The organism is Lacisediminimonas profundi, assembly GCF_008831265.1.
GTDB classification, from domain to species: Bacteria; Pseudomonadota; Gammaproteobacteria; order Burkholderiales; family Burkholderiaceae_D; genus Lacisediminimonas; species Lacisediminimonas profundi.
This window is the reverse complement of sequence record NZ_VTTH01000001.1, coordinates 877350-896103: the sequence shown is the minus strand read 5'-3', so window position 1 is coordinate 896103 and position 18754 is coordinate 877350. Positions and strand designations below refer to the sequence as shown.

Below are 18754 nucleotides of genomic sequence, written 5' to 3'. Positions count from 1 at the left end.
GACCGCGCGGAACTTATACGCCTGTGCGGGCGCTATTCGGCGCCCGGCATTCCTGCCTGCTGCGCCGACAAGGTTCCAACGCAATACCGTGCCATCGCCTCCTGCACCGAATCATCCTCCCCCACTGCCTGCGCGACATCGATCTGCAATTGCGGATGATCCTGGCGCAATTGCCCGATCAACAGCGGCAGGTCGCGCAGCACATGCCCGCCCTGCCCGAGGAATACCGGCACCACGCTGATACGGTCGCAGCCCTGCTCCAGCAACTGCGCCACGCACTCGGGAAGCCGCGGCGACATCAGTTCCAGGAACGCCAACGTCACGACGATATCAGGCCGTTGCGACTGAACCCGATCGGCCAGTTTCCGGAAAGGTTCCGCCCAGCGCGGATCACGCGCACCGTGTGCAAACAGGACCAGGGCTTGTTTCATCATCGTCTCTCCACCCACACCAGCGATCCGATCGCAATCAGGAAGAACAGCACGCTCGGCAGCACCGCGGTCGCGAACGGCGGCCAGGTATTGAGCAGGCCAATGTGCGCGAACAGGCTGTTGATCAGCTGGAACGACACGCCCAGCATGATTCCCGCAAAAATTTTCAGGCTGACGCCACCAGCCCGGGCCTGCATGTAGGCGAATGGCAGGGCCAGCGCCATCATCACGAACACGGCGAACGGGTAGGTCAGTTTCTTCCAGTATGCAATTTCATAGCGCTCGGTGCGCTGCTGGTTCTCGGCCAGATGCCGGGTGTATGCCGACAGGTCGTAGGCCGACATGCGGTCAGGATCGGCGAACAGGACCGCGAGGATATCCGGCGTCACCTCGGACACCAGCGTGCCGGCGGCGGACTTGGTCGTCTTCACACCTGCCAGCTCATCCATCGACAGCACCGCCCCGGATGCCGGAAACGAGGTCTGCGCCACATCGGCAAGGTTCCAGGTGTTGTCGCCGACGTACTGCGCCCTGGCGGCTGAAACCACCCGGGTCATCCGGAATTCGCGGTCGAATTCATAAATCTTCAAATCCAGCAGCTCGCCGTCGAACCGGACTTCACGCACGTTCAGGAATCGGGAACCGATGGTGCGTCCGGTCACCCCCTTCTCGCGCACCACGTCCTTGGCCCAGAGTCCGGAACGAAACTGTTGCGACAGCGCGGTGCCGCGCAGCTCCAGCTTCAAGCGCTCCGCCATGTCGCTTGCGCGCGGCGAAATCACTTCACCAAAGAGCAGTGTCAACGCCGAAAACAGCACGGCGATCACGGCCAGCATGCGCCCGGCCCGCATGGTGGACATGCCCGACACGCGCATGATGGTGAACTCGGAGCGGGCGGCCATTTGCGCCAGCACGTAGATGGTGCCGATCAGGGCGGCGATCGGCATCAGCTCGTAGGCATACCCGGGCAAGCCCAGCACGACGTAGGCAAACGCATGCTGCAGCTTGTACCCGCCCTTGCCCACCGACTGCAGCTCGTTCATCAGGTCGAAGAATGCAAACAGGGCAAGGAAGGCCACCAGCACGAAGCTGACCGATCGGATGATTTCGCGCGCCAGATAGCGCTGCAGGATACTCATGATCGTGCCCGGCAAGATGAATGGCAGCGCATCAGGCACCTTCCTTGCGCAGCAGGCGCGCGCGCTTGAGCCGGCTCCACCACACCAGCGGATGGCGCGGGCTGTTCACATTGATTCGCCACAGGAACAGCACCAGTACCAGCAGCGCCGCGACCACGTGTGCCGGCCACAGCGCTTCGAACAGGCCCATCCGCTTCTGAACGACCGCAGCCTGGAATATGCTGACCGTGTTGCTGTAGACCACAAACAGGAACAACGCGACCAGCAGGTTGGCGGAGCGGCCGCCGCGCGGATTGACGAAGCCCAGCGGCACCGCCAGCAGCATCAGGACAATGCACATGAGCGGCAAGGCAATTCTCCATAACAGCTCGCCCCGGTTGAACGGATTGGGATCGGCGATCAGCCTTGCAGTGGACAGCGCCCGCGCCGAACGGTCGCCGTCGGCGACACGCGATGCCTGCGCCACCAGCACGCCGTAGCGTTCGAACTGCATCAGCTGGAAATCGGGCTCGCTGGGCGTGCCGTCATAACGGCGCCCGTTCTGCAGGATCAGGAATTTGTCGCCGCGCTTGTCGAACTCGATGCGGCCCTCGCGCGCGGCGACCACGCTGGTCTTGCCATCGCGGACCGAATTCACGAACACGTTGCGCACGCGGGTGGCGTCGTTGGCCAGGCCCTCGACGAAGAAAACCCGATCGCCCGACGCCGACTCCTGGAACTTGCCTGGCGCGATGCGCGAAACGTCCTCGCGCTGTTCAAAGCGCTCGCGGAATTCGGCGCTCTGCCGGTTCGCCCATGGCGTGACGAAAAAGCTGAGGACGGCAGTCAGGATGACGACCGGCGCGCCAAAGCCCAGCACCGGCCGGATCCAGCGTGAAAGACTCAGTCCGGAGGCAAACCACACCACCATCTCCGAGTCCTGGTAACTGCGGGTGACGACCAGCAGTACAGAAACGAAACCGGTCAGGATCAACAGGACCGGAAGGTAATTCAATGCCGAGAAGCCGATCAGCGCAACGACGTCACGGGAAGCCACCTGGCCACCCGCAGCCTGTCCGAGTATCCGGATCAGCATCACGGTGATCGTGATCGTGAACAGCGTGGTGAATACGGCGCCGGCGTTACTGATCAACTCACGTCGAAGGGCGCGCTGAAAAATCATGGGGATAGGCTCTATAATTGCTGGATTCACTCAGGAGCGGTCATGGACTTTAGCATAAAAACTTTTGACGGAAAAAACGCCATCGCCCAGCTCAAGGGCGGTTGCATTGCTGTCGGAATTTTCGAGGACAGGAAGCTCTCCGAACACGCCCTTGCGCTCGACCTCGATCACGTCATCAGCAATGCCGTGAAGTCCGGCGACATCACCGGCAAGGCGGGCACCACGCTGCTGCTGCGGAACACCGGCGGCCGCGCCGACCGCATACTGCTGGTAGGCCTGGGCCGCCAGGGCGAGGTCAGCAGCAAGGATTTCAACAGCGCCGCGCAAGCCATCGCCCGCAGCTTCCAGACACTGGGATCGAGCGACGCCATCGTCGCCCTGCCGCTGGACGATGTGAAGGATCGCGACGCCACCTGGTGCCTGCGCAGCGTCGTCATCGCCCTGCGCGACAGCGTCTACCGTTTCGACCAGCTCAAGAGCCGGAAAGATTCAGCCGCTAACGGCGTGCGCAAGGTCGCATTTGCCGTGCCCGCCACCGCTTCTGCCACGGCCAAGACCGCGGTCACCCAGGCTGCGGCGATTGCCGATGGCATGGACCTCACCAAGACGCTGGGCAACCTGCCCGCCAACGTCTGCACCCCGACCTACCTGGCCACGACTGCACGCGAACTCGGCAGCGAGTTCGGCATGGCCGTGGAAGTACTTGACCGCAAGCAGATCCAGGCCCTCAAAATGGGCAGCTTCCTGTCGGTCACCAGCGGCACCCAGGAACCGCCGAAATTCATCGTGCTCAGGCACATGGGCGGCAAGCCCAAGGATGCGCCGGTGGTCCTGGTCGGCAAGGGCATCACCTTTGATACCGGCGGCATTTCGCTCAAACCGGGCGCCAACATGGACGAGATGAAATACGACATGTGCGGCGCCGGGTCGGTACTGGGCACCATGCGCGCAGTCGGCCGGATGAAGCTCAAGCTGAACGTGATCGCCGTGATCCCGAGCTGCGAGAACATGCCATCCGGCACGGCCACCCGACCGGGCGACATCGTGACCTCGATGTCGGGCCAGACCATCGAGATCCTGAATACCGACGCCGAGGGCCGGCTGATCCTGTGCGACGCGCTGACCTATGCAGAACGCTTCAACCCGGCTGCGGTGGTTGACGTGGCAACACTGACCGGTGCCTGCATCACCGCGCTCGGCCACCACAACTCCGGATTGTTCACCCGTCATGACGAGGCACACGATGCCTTGGCGGCCGAGCTGATCGCAGCAGGCAAGGCGACCGGCGACACCGCCTGGCGCCTGCCGATCGAGGACAGCTACCAGGAGCAATTGAAGTCGAATTTTGCCGACATGGCGAATATCGGCGGACCGCCGGCAGGCAGCATCACGGCGGCGTGCTTCCTGGAGCGTTACACACGCAAGTACACATGGGCCCACCTGGATATCGCAGGTACGGCGTGGAAGAACGGCGCGGCAAAAGGCGCAACCGGCCGGCCAGTGCCCTTGTTGACGACATTCCTGATCAACCGCGCAGGGAAATAGGGACGGCAGTCAGGGCGACGGGGGTCGAAGAACGGCTTTCCCGTCGCACGAACGCGCCCCCTTGCATAGCGCGTCAGGCGTTGAAAGCACAGCCCGTTGCTCATACTGCACGCCTGCGAAATGGAAAAGCACAAATTGAAAATTGCCACCTGGAACGTCAACTCCCTGAAAGTCCGCCTTCCGCAAGTACTGCGCTGGCTGGAAGAAAGCCCGGTCGACGTGCTCTGCCTGCAGGAAACCAAGCTCACCGATGACAAATTCCCGGTGGCTGAAATAGAAGCGGCCGGGTTTCAGGTCGCTTATGCCGGGCAGAAAACCTATAACGGCGTCGCCATCCTGTCGCGCCATCCGCTGGAACAGGTCACGGTGAACAACCCGCTGTTCCCCGATGAGCAAATGCGGATCATCGCGGCAACGGTAGAAGGCATGCGGGTGGTGTGCGCCTATGTGCCGAACGGGCAGGAAGTCGGATCCGACAAGTACGAGTACAAGCTGCGCTGGCTGGATGCGCTGCACGAATGGATTGCTGCGGAATTGCGCGACAACAAGCAGCTGGCGCTGCTGGGCGACTACAACATCGCGCCGGCCGAGGCTGACGTGCACGATCCGGCGCTATGGGCCGGCAAGGTCTTGTTTTCAGAACCGGAAAAGGCCGCATTCAGGCGGCTACAGGAAATGGAACTGACGGATGCATTCCGCATGTTCGAGCAACCGGAAAAGACCTATAGCTGGTGGGATTACCGGATGCTGGCGTTCCGCCGCAACATGGGCTTGCGCATCGACCATATCCTGCTGTCGCCGCCGCTGGCTGCGCGCTGCACCGCATGCACCATCGACCGCGGGCCGCGCAAATGGGAACAGCCGTCTGACCATGCGCCGGTGATCGCGACGCTGGCCGATCCGGCCTGACGGCCGGGCTGCAGGCAATCAGATTCGGTCCGCTCCAGTCAGCTCCGGGTACGGCGCAACTGGGCTTCGAAACTCTCGTCAAGCTTGCTGACCCGTTTCGGCGCCTGCGGCCCCAGTGCATTGACGTACCTGACGAATTCGTCCTGTTCCATCGGCTCACTGACTTTCTTCTGGCGGCCCTGCTCGTCCACCAGCACCAGGTGGAACAGGTTGTCCGACCCGCGCACCATCGAGTGATGCTGATCCGGGCAGCGCTTGTTCAGGCGTTCGACAGCGGTGCTGGCTCTGGTGGCACGCAATTGAGACTCCGACGTTGAAGCCGGCGCAGGCGCGCCAGCCGTGAACCCCAGTATACGCTGGCTAGAACCGGCTGGCTGAAACCGGCTGGCTAAAACCGGCTGGCTAAAACCGGCTGACTAAAAACTGCTGACTAAAAACTGCTGACTAAAAACTGCTGGCTAAAAATCGGCCGGCTCCAATCCGCCGCAAGATTGAACAGCCGGCCGTGTGCGACGAGTTCAGCCCTTGGCAACGGCCTCGCGGATCTGCGCCAGTGAGGCCGGATCTTCGATGGTCGTCAGGTCGCCGGCATCGCGCCCTTCGCAAATTGCCTGCACTGCCCGCCGCAGCAACTTGCCGGAGCGGGTCTTCGGCAGCAGGCTGACCAGGTGAACCCGCGACGGCCGGGCCACGGCGCCGAGCTGGCGGTCAACCACGCCCATGACTTCCATTTCCATCAGCCGCCGGCTCTCGGTAGTCTCCATGGCTGCGGCGTCCTTGGGAATGACGAAAGCCACTGCAACCTGTCCCTTGAGCTTGTCCTCCACGCCGACCACGGCCACCTCGGACACGTTCGGATGGCTGGAGATGCTCTCCTCGATTTCGCGGGTGCCGAGCCGGTGGCCGGCGACGTTGATGACATCGTCGGTGCGGCCGAGGATGAAGTAATAGCCGTCCGAATCGCGGATGCCCCAGTCAAAGGTGGAATACAGCTGCTCGTTGCTGAAATTCGACCAGTATGTATCGACGAAGCGCTTGTCGTCGCCAAACACCGTCTGCATGCAGCCCGGCGGCAATGGCGCCTCGATGGCAACCACGCCCTTCTCGTTCGCCCCGCAAGCCTGTCCATTCAATTCGTTGACGATCTTGACCTTGAAGCCCGGCATCGGCAGGCCCGGGCTGCCAAGCCGCGTGGGCGTGTCCTCGATACCCTTGGCCACCGACAGGATCGGCCAGCCGGTTTCGGTCTGCCAGTAATTGTCGATCACCGGAACGCCCAGCTCGCCGGCAATCCAGGCAGAGGTGGTTTCGTCCAGCGGTTCGCCGGCCAGGTACAGCGCCTGCAGCGACGACAAGTCGTACTGACGCATGAATTCGGGCGGCTGCTTCCTCAGCACGCGAATGGCAGTCGGTGCCGAGAACATGCGCGTTACCCGGTATTTCTCGACCAGGTTCCACCAGATGCCGGCGTCCGGGCGGATCGGCAGCCCTTCGTACATGATGGTCGCCATGCCGGCAATCAGCGGACCGTAGACGATGTAGGAATGGCCTACCACCCAGCCGATGTCGGAGGTGGCGAAAAAGGTCTCGCCCGGCTTGCCGCAATAGACATGCTGCATCGACGAGGCCAGTGCCACGGCGTAGCCGCCGACATCGCGCTGCACACCCTTGGGCTTGCCGGTGGTGCCCGAGGTGTAAAGAATGTACGAGATATCGTTCGATTCGAGCCAGGTGACCGGCACGCGAGCGTTGATATGCTGCTCGCGCAGTGTTCCATAGTCGACGTCACGCCCTGGCGTCAACTGCATCGGAACCAGTTGGCGATTGACCAGCAGCACATGCTCCGGCTTGTGCGTGGCCAGCCGGATCGCCTCGTCCAGCAGCGGCTTGTAAGGCACCGGCCTGCCGGCGCGCGAGCCGGCATCTGCGGACACGATCAGCTTGGGCTTGGCATCATCGATGCGGGTGGCCAGGCTATTGGCTGCGAAGCCGCCGAACACCACCGAATGCACGGCGCCAATGCGGGCGCAGGCCAGCATCGCAAAAGTCGCCTCGGCGATCATCGGCATGTAGACCAGAACGCGGTCGCCGCGCACCACGCCCAGCGCCTGCATCATCGCTGCCGCGCGCTCCACTTCCGCCTGCAATTCGCGGAAGCTGTAGATCTTCTCCACCGGCAGGCCGTCAGCTGCGGTCTCGGTCGACACGGCGATCAATGCCGGGCTGTCGCCCTGGCTTTCGACCCAGCGGTCGACCGCGTTGTAGCAGAGGTTGGTCTGCCCGCCGACGAACCATTTGTTGAACGGCGTGTTCGAGTCGTCCAGCACCCGCGTGTACGGGGCATGCCAGTGGATGCGCCGCGCTTCCTCGCCCCAGAATTCCTGAGGATTGTCGACGGATTTCTTGTAGAACTGCTGGTAGTTCATATCGTCTCCCGATTGGGTTGAATCCTTGCAGCAGCCGTGTCCCCGGCCTCTATGCTGCGTTTGCTGTGCTTGCTGCAGTGTCTGCTGTGTTTGCTGCTGGTCAGAAGGCGTCGCCGGGCACACGTACCCAGCCTTCCATCAGCACCCGGGCGCTGCGGCTCATGATGGCCTTGCTCACGCTCCATTCGCCATTGGCCTGGACCGCTTCCGCGCCGACCCGCAAGGTGCCAGAGGGATGGCCGAAGCGCACCGCATTGCGCGCACCGCCGCCGGCAGCGAGGTTGACCAGCGTGCCCGGTATTGCCGCGGCGGTGCCGATCGCAACCGCTGCGGTGCCCATCATCGCATGATGCAGCTTGCCCATCGACAGGGCGCGCACCAGCAGGTCGACGTCGCCGGCACCGACCGGCTTGCCGCTGGAGGCGACATAAGCGGCCGGCGGCGCGACGAAGGCGACCTTCGGCGTGTGCTGGCGTTTCGCTGCTTCGTCGATGTGCTTGATCAGGCCCATGCGCACGGCGCCATGGGCGCGTATCGTCTCGAACATTTCCAGCGCGCGGGTATCGTTGTTGATGGCGTCCTGCAACTCGGTGCCGGTGTAGCCGATCGCTTCCGCGTTCAGGAAGATGGTGGGGATGCCGGCATTGATCATGGTGGCCTTCAGGGTGCCGACACCGGGCACTTCCAGATCGTCGACCAGGTTACCGGTCGGGAACATGGCGCCGCCGGCGCCCTCTTCCTCGGCCGCCGGATCCATGAATTCAAGTTGCACTTCCGCAGCCGGGAAAGTGACGCCATCCAGCTCGAAGTCGCCGGTTTCCTGGACCGCGCCCTTGGTGATGGGAACGTGCGCGATGATGGTCTTGGCGATGTTTGCCTGCCAGATCCGCACGATGGCCACGCCGTCCGCGGGAATGCGGCTGGCGTCGACCAGCCCGTTGCTGATCGCGAACGGCCCTACCGCGGCGGACAGGTTGCCGCAGTTGCCGCTCCAGTCGACAAAAGCCTTGTCGATCGAGACCTGGCCGAACAGGTAGTCGACGTCGTGGCCGGGCTGGCTGCTCTTTGACAGGATGACGGTCTTGCTGGTGCTGGAGGTGGCACCGCCCATGCCGTCAATCTGCTTGCCGTAAGGGTCAGGGCTGCCGATGACACGCAGCAGCAACGCATCGCGCGCCGCGCCTGGCAGCTGGGCGCCGGCGGGCAAATCCTGCAGGCGGAAGAACACGCCCTTGCTGGTGCCGCCACGCATGTAGGTGGCGGGAATCTTGATCTGGGGTACGTGTGCCATGGAGATGATTACCTGAAAACGGAAACGGAAACGAGAACTGAAACGAATGCGGAATCGAAAGCGGCTCGGAACAAATGCCTCCCCCCTTGATGAACAAGGAGGGCGGCGTTCAGCTTCAAGCAGCCTTGGACGATTCCAGGAAGTCCTGGGCGAAGCGCTGCAGCACGCCGCCTGCCTCGTAGATCGCCACTTCTTCCGCGGTATCGAGGCGGCAGGTCACCGGCACTTCCACCCGTTCGCCGTTCTTGCGCGTGATTACCAGGGTCAGCGTGGTGCGCGGCGTGCGTTCGCCCACCACGTCGTACGTTTCGGTGCCGTCAATGTGCAGCGTCTTGCGGTTGACACCTGGCTTGAACTCCAGTGGCAGCACGCCCATGCCGACCAGGTTGGTACGGTGGATGCGTTCGAAGCCCTCGGCGACGATGGCTTCCACGCCGGCCAGGCGTACGCCCTTGGCGGCCCAGTCACGCGAAGAGCCCTGTCCATAGTCGGCGCCGGCAACCACGATCAGCGGCTGCTTGCGCTCCATGTAGGTTTCGATCGCTTCCCACATGCGGGTCACCTTGCCCTCCGGCTCGATGCGGGCCAGCGAGCCAGGCTTGACCTTGCCGTGTTCCAGCACCATTTCGTTTTTCAGCGTCGGATTGGCGAAGGTGGCGCGCTGCGCGGTCAGGTGGTCGCCGCGATGGGTCGCGTAGGAGTTGAAGTCCTCCTCGGGCAAGCCCATCTTTTCCAGGTATTCGCCGGCTGCGCTGTTGAGCATGATGGCATTGGACGGCGACAGGTGGTCGGTAGTGATGTTGTCGCCCAGCACCGCCAGCGGACGCATGCCCTTGAGCGTGCGCGCACCTGCCAGCGCTCCCTCCCAGTAAGGCGGACGGCGGATGTAGGTGCTCTTCGGGCGCCAGTCGTAAAGTGGGCTCACCTGCTCACCCTTGTCCTGCTGCGCGGCGAACATCGGGATGTACACCTTGCGGAACTGCTCCGGCTTGACGCTTTCGGCGACGATCGCGTCGATTTCCTCGTCCGACGGCCAGATGTCCTTCAGCGTGACCGGCTTGCCATTGGCATCGATGCCGAGCACGTCTTTCTCGATGTCGAAACGGATGGTGCCGGCGATCGCATACGCCACCACCAGCGGCGGCGAAGCCAGGAAGGCCTGCTTGGCATAAGGGTGGATGCGGCCGTCGAAGTTGCGGTTGCCGGAGAGCACGGCAGTGGCGTACAGGTCGCGATCCACGATTTCCTTCTGGATCACCGGGTCGAGCGCACCGGACATGCCGTTGCAGGTAGTGCAGGCAAATGCGACCACGCCAAAGCCCAGCTTCTCAAGGTCCGTCAGCAAGCCGGCTTCTTCCAGGTACAGGGCAACGGTCTTCGAACCCGGTGCCAGCGAGCTTTTCACCCACGGCTTGCGGGTCAGGCCGCGCTGATTGGCATTGCGCGCCAGCAGGCCGGCCGCAATCATGTTGCGCGGGTTGTTGGTGTTGGTGCAGCTGGTGATTGCCGCGATGATCACGGCGCCGTCCGGCATCAGGCCCGGCTCGTTTTCCACCTTGCCGGCAATGCCGCGCGCAGCCAGTTCGGAAGTCGGAACCCGGTTGTGCGGATTGCTCGGTCCGGCAATGTTGCGCACCACCGAGGACAGGTCGAACTTCAGCACGCGTTCGTATTCGGCGCTCTTCAGGCTGTCGGCCCACAGGCCGGTGTGCCGGGCATAGGTTTCCACCAGCTTGACCAGCTCGTCATCGCGGCCGGTGAGCTTCAGGTACTTGATGGTCTGCTCGTCGATGTAGAACATCGCTGCCGTGGCCCCGAACTCCGGCGCCATGTTGGAAATCGTCGCGCGGTCGCCCAGCGTCAGGCTGCTGGCGCCTTCACCAAAGAACTCGAGATAGGCCGACACCACCTTGTGCTTGCGCAGGAATTCGGTCAGCGCCAGCACGATGTCGGTGGCAGTGATGCCGGGCTGGGCCCGGCCACTCAAGTGCACGCCGATGATGTCCGGCAAGCGCATCCAGGAGGCGCGGCCCAGCATCACGGTTTCCGCTTCCAGGCCACCCACACCAACGGCGATCACGCCCAGCGCATCCACCATCGGGGTGTGGCTGTCGGTGCCGACCAGGGTATCCGGATAGGCCACGCCGTCGCTCACCTGCACCACGGGACTCATGCGCTCCAGGTTGATCTGGTGCAGGATGCCGTTGCCCGGGGGGATCACATCAACGTTCCTGAACGCTTTTTTGGTCCAGTCGATGAAATGGAAACGGTCTTCGTTGCGGCGGTCTTCGATGGCCCGGTTGCGGGTAAAGGCATCGGGGTCGAAGCCACCGCACTCCACCGCCAGGGAGTGGTCCACCACCAGCTGGGTCGGCACCACCGGGTTGACCAGGGACGGGTCGCCACCCTGCGAGGCGATGGCGTCGCGCAAGCCGGCCAGGTCGACCAGCGCTGTCTGGCCAAGGATGTCGTGACAGACCACCCGCGCCGGAAACCACGGAAAATCCAGGTCCTGCTTGCGTTCGATCAGTTGCGAAAGCGATGCAGCCAGCGTCGCCGGATCACAGCGGCGCACCAGGTTCTCGGCCAGCACGCGCGAGGTGTAGGGCAGCTTGTCCCAGGCGCCGGGCTCGATCGCATCGACTGCGGCGCGCGCATCGAAAAAATCGAGCGTGGTGCCGGGCAAGGGTTTGCGGTGTGCAGTATTCATGAAGGTGCTTTGAAGGGGCTTTGAAGGTGCTTTACTTGCGGTTCTTGATCGGCACGAATTTGAGGTCTTCCGGCCCCACATAGTTCGCGCTCGGACGAATGATCTTGTTGTCGATGCGCTGCTCGATGATGTGCGCGGCCCAGCCGGAAGTGCGCGCGATCACGAACAGGGGTGTGAACATCGCCGTCGGCACGCCCATCATGTGATAGGAGACAGCCGAGAACCAGTCCAGGTTCGGGAACATTTTCTTGGCGTCCCACATCACGCTTTCCAGGCGGTCGGCGATGTCGAACATCTTCATCGAACCGGCATCCTTGGAGAGCGTGCGGGCAACTTCCTTGATGACCTTGTTGCGCGGATCGGAAACGGTGTAGACCGGATGTCCGAAACCGATCACGACTTCCTTGTTCTCGACGCGGCGGCGGACGTCGGCTTCGGCTTCATCCGGATTGTCATAGCGCTTCTGGATTTCGAACGCAACTTCATTGGCGCCGCCATGCTTGGGACCGCGCAGCGCGCCGATGGCGCCGGTGATCGCCGAGTGGATGTCGGAACCGGTGCCGGCGACAACGCGGGCGGCAAAGGTCGATGCGTTGAACTCGTGCTCCGCGTACAGGATCAGCGAAGTGTGCATGGCTTTTTCCCACAGCTTGCCTGGCTTCTCGCCGTGCAGCAGGTGCAGGAAATGCGCGCCGATCGAGTCGTCGTCGGTCTCGACCTCGATGCGCTTGCCGTTGTGGCTGTAGTGGTACCAGTACAGCAGCATCGAACCGAGCGAGGCCATCAGGCGGTCGGCGATGTCGCGCGCACCCGGGGTATTGTGGTCATCCTTCTCCGGCAGCACGCAACCCAGTGCCGACACGCCGCTGCGCATCACATCCATCGGATGCGCCGATGCCGGCAGGCATTCCAGCACAGCCTTCACGCTCGCCGGCAGGCCGCGCAGCGCCTTCAGCTTGGCCTTGTACGCTTTCAGTTCCGCCGAGGTCGGCAGCTTGCCGTGCACCAGCAGGTAGGCGATCTCTTCGAATTCGCAGGTGTCGGCGACATCCAGGATGTCGTAGCCGCGATAGTGCAAGTCATTGCCGGTCTTGCCGACGGTGCACAGGGCAGTATTGCCGGCAGCGACGCCGGACAGCGCGACGGATTTCTTGGGCTTGAATGCGGGGGCCTGTTTCTGTTCACTCATGATCTGGTTTCCTGTGCTTATTTGGACTTCTGCTGGGCAAAGAGCGCATCCAGCTTCTGCTCGAAATCGTGATAGTTGATGCGGTCGTACAGCTCCATGCGCGTCTGCATGGTGTCAACCACGTTCTTTTGCGTGCCGTCGCGGCGCAGCGACGTGTAGACGTTTTCCGCGGCCTTGTTCATTGCCCGGAAAGCGGACAGCGGATACAGCACCATGCCGACATCGGCGCTGCGCAGTTCGTCGACGGTGAACAGCGGCGTCGCGCCGAATTCAGTGATGTTGGCGAGGATGGGCACCTTCACCGCGTCAGCAAATTGCTTGTACATCGACAGCTCGGTGATGGCTTCCGGGAAAATCATGTCAGCGCCGGCTTCCACGCAGGCCAGCGCGCGATCGATCGCCGCATTCAGGCCTTCGACAGCGAGCGCGTCGGTGCGCGCCATGATGACGAAATCGGGATCGGTGCGGGCATCGACTGCGGCCTTGACGCGATCGACCATCTCCTGGCTGCTGACGATTTCCTTGCCGGGACGATGACCGCAGCGCTTGGCGCCGACCTGGTCTTCGATATGCAGGCCGCCGGCGCCGAACTTGATCATCGACTTCACGGTGCGCGCGACATTGAAGGCCGACGAACCGAAACCGGTGTCGCAATCCACCAGCAGCGGCAGGTCGCACACATCGGTGATGCGGCGCACGTCGGTCAGCACGTCGTCCAGATTGGAGATGCCAAGATCCGGCAGGCCGAGCGAACCCGCTGCAACGCCGCCGCCGGACAGGTAGATGGCGCGGAAGCCGGCACGTTTGGCCAGCAGTGCATGGTTGGCATTGATTGCCCCGACAACTTGCAGCGGGGATTCTTCCTTTAGCGCCTGGCGCAAGGCAGCGCCGGCAGAACGAAGCGTCATGGTTTCACCTGAGATAGACAGTTTTTGTAGAAAATCGGGCTCTCTTTCGCAAGCGCTGTGCCATGTGCCGCGACGACCGATGTTTCATCCTGCCGCAAGAAAAAACGCCAGTGAAATCAGGCAGTTGACGATTCATTGTCACTCTTGCCACGCAAAGACCCCCTGTTCCACGACGCCGATTTGTGTTTCAATTGAACCGTTATTTGAAACATTGAAACGAGCACTTGAAACATGGCCCGCCCCACCCCTGCTACCCGCGATAACGCCGACAAGCCGGTCATCTGGACCGTGTCGATTTCGCGCCTGTCCGACCTGTTCCGCGACATTACGGTCGAATTCGACGATCAGGCTGTGATCGAGCCGATCAGTCTCGGCTTCGACGAGGCCGTTCGTCACATACGCGAGCGTCTCGAGACCGAGCGCTGCGACGCCGTGATCGCCGCCGGCTCCAATGGCGCCTGGCTCAAGGCCCGGCTCTCGGTACCGGTGATCGTGGCCAAGGCAAGCGGCTTCGATTACCTGCAGGCTCTGGCGCGGGCACGCCGCATTTCACCGAAAATCGGCATCGTTACCTATCAGGAAAGCCTGCCCGAGCTGGCTGAATTCCAGGCCACGTTCGGCCTGCCGATCCTGCAGCGCACCTACGCCACCGCGGAAGATGCGCGAGCCCAGATCAGCGAACTGAAGGCAGCGGGCGTGAAAGCCATTGTCGGCGCCGGCCTGGTCACGGACCTGGTGGAGGAAGCGGGACTGACCGGCGTCTTCGTGTACTCGTCAGCGTCGATCCGGCAAGCCTTCGAGGATGCGCTGGAACTGGCCCGCTTCGCGCACTTGCAGGCGGCACGGCAGCGCAGCCATCCGGTTGCCGAGCATTTGCGGGCCCGGCACGGGCTGAACGACCTGCGTGGCGAATCGCCGGCGATGCAGGCGTTGCGCCAGTCGATCGTGCTGTACGCCAGGTCGCCGGCAACGGTGCTGATCCATGGCGAAACCGGCACCGGCAAGGAACTGGTGGCACAGGCGATCCACCGCGAGAGCGCCATCGCGCAGCGGATCGGCAAGCCTTTCGTCGCAGTCAATTGCGGCGCGATTGCGGAATCGCTGCTGGAGTCGGAACTGTTCGGCTACGAGGAAGGCGCGTTCACTGGCTCGCGCCGCGGCGGGCATGCCGGACTGTTCGAGGCGGCGCATGGCGGCACGCTGTTCCTGGACGAGATCGGCGAGATGCCGCTGGCATTGCAAACGCGGCTGCTGCGGGTGCTGGAAGAGCGGGAAGTGATGCGGGTCGGCGGCACGCGGCCGATCCCGGTCAACGCACGCATCATCAGCGCGACGCACTGCGACCTGGAGCAGCGGGTGCGCGACGGCAGCTTCCGTGCCGACCTGTTCTATCGGCTGTCGGTATTGCGGCTGGCGCTGCCGGCCCTGCGCGATCGGCCCACCGATATTGCCCCGCTGGCCGAGTGGTGCCTGAAGAATGCGCTGGCCGACCTCGGGGTCCGCCCGGGTACCAACCTTCATGCGGAAATCGACGCCTGTGCCGGCCTGTTGCAGGCTTATGCGTGGCCGGGGAATGTGCGCGAGCTGCGCAACCTGATGCAGCGTGCTGCGCTGTTCCTGGCGGCGACGCCGCTGCAGGCGTTCGGGCCCGGCTTCTTGCTGAAGGTGGCGCCGGAACTGGTGCAGGGTGCCGTGGGAACGGAGCTGGCAGATGTCCGGCCGGAGCCAGGGCGCGAGGAGGAAGCGACTGGCGAAGACCTGCAGAAGTTGATGGCGCATTACGGGGGTAACCGGAATGCGGTTGCGCGGCATCTCGGGATCAGCCGGACCACGCTTTGGCGGCGGCTGGGTGGGAAGGTGGGGTGAGGACGGGCCCTCGGCTCCGGACCCGGCCAAGCACCTGGCTGCCGGGTCGAGCTGCAAGAACAACTTCGTTGCGCCGCTCTTCCGTTTTTTAAGCGCAAACTGCTCGATCAATAGGACTTGGGCAGCCCCAGTACACGCTCGGCAATGTGGCTGAGGATCAGCTCACGGCTCACTGGCGCGATGCGCAGGATCATGATCTCGCGCAGATAACGCTCGACATGAAACTCCTTCGAATAGCCCATTCCCCCATGCGTGAGGATCGCGCGCTCGCAAGCGCGAAAGCCGGCCTCGGCGCTGAAGTACTTGGCGGCATTGGCCTCCGCGCCGCAATCGCGCCCGTTGTCATACAGCCAGGCAGCCTTCATCGCGAGCAGTTGTGCCGCCTGCAATTCCACCCAGTTCTCGGCCAGCGGGTGCTGGATCGCCTGATTCTGGCCAATGGGGCGGTCAAACACCACCCGGTCGCGGGCATAAGCGGCCGCTTTTTGCAGGGCGACGCGCCCGATGCCCACTGCCTCGGCGGCAAGCAGGACACGCTCCGGGTTCATGCCGTGCAGGATGTACTTGAAGCCCTGGCCTTCCTCGCCAATGCGGTCTTCCACCGGAATCTCCAGCCCGTCTATGAAGAGTTCGTTGGAGTCCACGCACTTGCGCCCCATCTTGTCGATCAGGCGCACATCGACCTTGCTGCGATCCAGGTCCGTATAGAAGAGCGAGAGCCCGCCCGAGGTCTTGCCGGCTGGCAGATCCTCGATTGGCGTGGTTCGTGCCAGCAGCAATATCTTGTCGGCCACCTGCGCCGTGGAAATCCACACCTTCTGGCCATGCACCACATAGCGATCGCCCTTGCGCACTGCGCGCGTCTTCAGGCGGGTGGTGTTCAGGCCGGCATCCGGTTCGGTCACGCCGAAGCAGGCCTTGACCTGCCCTTTGGCCATGGGTGGCAGCATGCGGCGCTTCTGCTCCTCGGTACCGTACACCACCACGGGCATCAGTCCGAAGATGTTGATGTGGATGCTGGAGCAGCCGCTCAGGCAGGCACCCGATTCAGCCACTGTCTGCATCATCACCGCCGCTTCCTGCACGCCAAGGCCGGCGCCCCCATACTCTTCCGGAATGGCCAGGCCAAGCCAGCCGGCCTGCCCCATCGCATTGTAGAAGTCGTGCGGAAAGACACCGTCAATATCACGCTCGCGCCAGTAGGTCTCCGGGAAGCGATTGCACAAATCCTTGACGGCATCGCAAATGGATTGCTGTTCGGGGGTCAGCTCGAAATTCATGGGTTCACACCTTCAAGGTCTGGAAGGCGCCAGGACATCCGCCGGATGGGATGGCTCGGGAGCGCGCATGAACATGATGAGAACACAGCCGGGCGTTTTTTCAAAAAAACCTCTGACCCTGACCCCGCCCACCTGACATCCAGCGGTCCTCAAATGCAAGCAGGGCCGGCCTCCTGATCCAGGAGCCCGGCCCTGCTTGTGCGACCGACCGACAAAGCCGCCGGCGATCAGGCGCCCTTACTCATCCTTGGCGCCGTCTATCCCCAACTCGTGGATCTTGCGCGTGATCGTATTGCGCCCTATCCCCAGGCGGACCGCCGCATCGTTCTTGCGCCCATGCGTATAGCGCAAGGCAGTCTTGATCAATGCGGACTCGAACTGGCGGCCCAACGCATCCATCACCTCTGGCCGCCCGGCCGACAGCATGCTGGCGGCCTCGGCCTCCAGTAAAGCAACCCAGCTTCCATTTCCATTTCCGCCGCCGGTACCAGCGCCCGCAATCGGTGCGCCATTCAGTATATGGCCGTGCTGGAATGGTGCGCTGGCTGCAATGCCGCCATTGACGCTGATGAAAGCCGTCTGCGGATCGCTGCCAACCGATGCAGTTGGCGACAGCAGCGATGCCGGAGCCGATGAACTCGGCCCGGCGCCGGCCGCCATGGCGGCCTGCCCATCGATCAGCTCGGGCGGCAAATCCTTGACTTCCACGGTCTGGCCGGGTGCCATGACCGTGATCCAGTTGCACAAGTTTTCCAGCTGGCGGACGTTGCCAGGCAGGTCCAGGCCAGCCAGGAACTGCATCGCGTTATCCGACATGCGCTTGGCTTCGACTCCCAGTTGCCTTGCACTCTGGGCCAGGAAGAAACGGGTCAGGATCGGAATGTCCTCGCGGCGCTCGCGCAGCGGCGGCAGGCGCAGGCGAATCACGTTGAGCCGGTGATAGAGATCTTCGCGGAACAGGCCTTCCCGCACACGCGTCTCCAGATTCTGGTGGGTCGCGGCGATCACCCGCACATCCGCTTTCAGCGGCTGGTGTCCGCCAACCCGATAGAAATGCCCGTCCGACAGCACACGCAGCAGGCGGGTCTGCAGGTCGAATGGCATGTCGCCGATCTCGTCCAGGAACAGCGTGCCGCCCTCCGCCTGTTCGAAGCGGCCACGGCGCATGGCCTGCGCGCCGGTGAAGGCGCCGCGTTCATGCCCGAATAGTTCCGACTCCAGCAAGTCCTTGGGAATCGCCGCCGTGTTCAGCGCGATGAAGGGCTGGCCGGAACGCGGGCTGTGCTTGTGCAAGGCGCGCGCAACCAGTTCCTTGCCGGTGCCGGATTCGCCGGTAATCAGTACCGTGACATTGGATTGCGACAGCCTGCCGATCGCACGGAACACGTCCTGCATCGCCGGCGCCTGGCCGAGCATCTCGGGGGTGTCGGAGAGCAGTTGCTCGACGCTTGCTTCGCGCAGGCTTTCGTCCAGCGCGCGGCGGATCAGTTCGACCGCCTTGTCGAGATCGAAGGGCTTGGCAAGATATTCGAATGCGCCGCCCTGGAATGCGGCAACCGCGGAATCGAGGTCCGAAAATGCGGTCATGATGATGACGGGCAGGCCGGGATGATTGACCTTTACCTCTTGCAGCAAGGCCAGCCCGGATTCACCCGGCATCCGGATGTCGGAGACCAGTACTTGCGGCGTGCTGGTCTTGAGCGCTTCTATCGCATCGCGCGCATTCGAGAAGCTGCGGGTCGCCAGATTCTCGCGTGCCAGCGCTTTTTCAAGCACCCAGCGAATCGATTCGTCGTCATCAACAATCCAGATTGGTTTCATATATTTTCTGTGTCTTTCACATGCTTGCCAGCGACGCCTTGATTGACGCAGCCAGCTCCGCAGAATCCAAATTCATC

Annotated in this window: 14 protein-coding genes; 3 read left to right on the top strand and 11 right to left on the bottom strand. The window is 63.0% G+C overall.

Features of this window, described 5'->3' with window-relative positions:
• Positions 1-32: 32 nt before the first annotated feature.
• Genes FVE66_RS04040 through lptF form a run of 3 tightly spaced genes read right to left on the bottom strand, consistent with a single transcriptional unit; the run spans position 33 to position 2732 of the window.
• Positions 33-434, bottom strand: a complete 402-nt coding sequence (locus FVE66_RS04040; RefSeq protein WP_151446078.1) for a sirohydrochlorin chelatase — start codon at positions 432-434, stop codon at positions 33-35.
• Positions 431-1570, bottom strand: a complete 1140-nt coding sequence (gene lptG / locus FVE66_RS04035; protein ID WP_151446077.1) for an LPS export ABC transporter permease LptG — start codon at positions 1568-1570, stop codon at positions 431-433. The genes FVE66_RS04040 and lptG overlap by 4 nt, the downstream gene beginning before the upstream one ends.
• A 31-nt stretch (positions 1571-1601) precedes the next feature.
• On the bottom strand, positions 1602-2732 hold the full coding sequence (gene lptF, locus FVE66_RS04030; RefSeq protein WP_151446076.1) for an LPS export ABC transporter permease LptF: 1131 nt from the start codon (positions 2730-2732) through the stop codon (positions 1602-1604).
• Between the two features lie 42 nt (positions 2733-2774).
• Here lptF and FVE66_RS04025 point away from each other — a divergent pair, with 42 nt between their 5' ends.
• Together FVE66_RS04025 and xth are read left to right on the top strand one after the other, a co-directional pair.
• Positions 2775-4277, top strand: coding sequence for a leucyl aminopeptidase (locus FVE66_RS04025; protein ID WP_151446075.1), 1503 nt, complete (start codon positions 2775-2777; stop codon positions 4275-4277).
• A gap of 135 nt (positions 4278-4412) precedes the next feature.
• The gene (xth, locus tag FVE66_RS04020) at positions 4413-5186 is read left to right on the top strand and encodes an exodeoxyribonuclease III (protein ID WP_151446408.1); all 774 of its coding nucleotides are present in this window, start codon (positions 4413-4415) and stop codon (positions 5184-5186) included.
• A 38-nt stretch (positions 5187-5224) separates the two neighbouring features.
• On the opposite strand, the gene FVE66_RS04015 is transcribed toward xth, so the two are convergent.
• The 6 genes from FVE66_RS04015 to prpB form a co-directional block, all read right to left on the bottom strand.
• Entirely contained in the window at positions 5225-5485 is a 261-nt protein-coding gene (locus tag FVE66_RS04015) for a hypothetical protein (protein ID WP_151446074.1), read from the bottom strand.
• 219 nt (positions 5486-5704) lie between these two features.
• Positions 5705-7735, bottom strand: a complete 2031-nt coding sequence (locus FVE66_RS04010; protein ID WP_421828993.1) for a propionate--CoA ligase — start codon at positions 7733-7735, stop codon at positions 5705-5707.
• Entirely contained in the window at positions 7713-8903 is a 1191-nt protein-coding gene (gene prpF / locus FVE66_RS04005; protein ID WP_151446072.1) for a 2-methylaconitate cis-trans isomerase PrpF, read from the bottom strand. Before prpF ends, FVE66_RS04010 begins: the two co-directional genes overlap by 23 nt.
• A gap of 115 nt (positions 8904-9018) precedes the next feature.
• Positions 9019-11613 carry a Fe/S-dependent 2-methylisocitrate dehydratase AcnD gene (gene acnD / locus FVE66_RS04000; protein WP_151446071.1) on the bottom strand — a complete coding sequence of 865 codons (2595 nt, stop codon included), beginning with the start codon at positions 11611-11613 and terminating at the stop codon, positions 9019-9021.
• Positions 11614-11644: 31 nt separating this feature from the next.
• Positions 11645-12802 carry a bifunctional 2-methylcitrate synthase/citrate synthase gene (gene prpC / locus FVE66_RS03995; protein ID WP_151446070.1) on the bottom strand — a complete coding sequence of 386 codons (1158 nt, stop codon included), beginning with the start codon at positions 12800-12802 and terminating at the stop codon, positions 11645-11647.
• 17 nt (positions 12803-12819) lie between these two features.
• The gene (gene prpB, locus FVE66_RS03990; protein WP_151446069.1) at positions 12820-13710 is read right to left on the bottom strand and encodes a methylisocitrate lyase; all 891 of its coding nucleotides are present in this window, start codon (positions 13708-13710) and stop codon (positions 12820-12822) included.
• A 231-nt stretch (positions 13711-13941) separates the two neighbouring features.
• Here prpB and prpR point away from each other — a divergent pair, with 231 nt between their 5' ends.
• The gene (prpR, locus tag FVE66_RS03985; RefSeq protein WP_151446068.1) at positions 13942-15576 is read left to right on the top strand and encodes a propionate catabolism operon regulatory protein PrpR; all 1635 of its coding nucleotides are present in this window, start codon (positions 13942-13944) and stop codon (positions 15574-15576) included.
• Positions 15577-15683: 107 nt separating this feature from the next.
• Here the strand turns inward: prpR and FVE66_RS03980 are convergent, their stop codons facing one another.
• Both FVE66_RS03980 and ntrC read right to left on the bottom strand, forming a co-directional pair.
• On the bottom strand, positions 15684-16856 hold the full coding sequence (locus FVE66_RS03980; protein WP_151446067.1) for an acyl-CoA dehydrogenase family protein: 1173 nt from the start codon (positions 16854-16856) through the stop codon (positions 15684-15686).
• 237 nt (positions 16857-17093) lie between these two features.
• Positions 17094-18677 (bottom strand): nitrogen regulation protein NR(I), encoded by a 1584-nt coding sequence (ntrC, locus tag FVE66_RS03975; RefSeq protein ID WP_151446066.1) that lies wholly within the window; start codon positions 18675-18677, stop codon positions 17094-17096.
• Positions 18678-18754 lie beyond the last annotated feature (77 nt).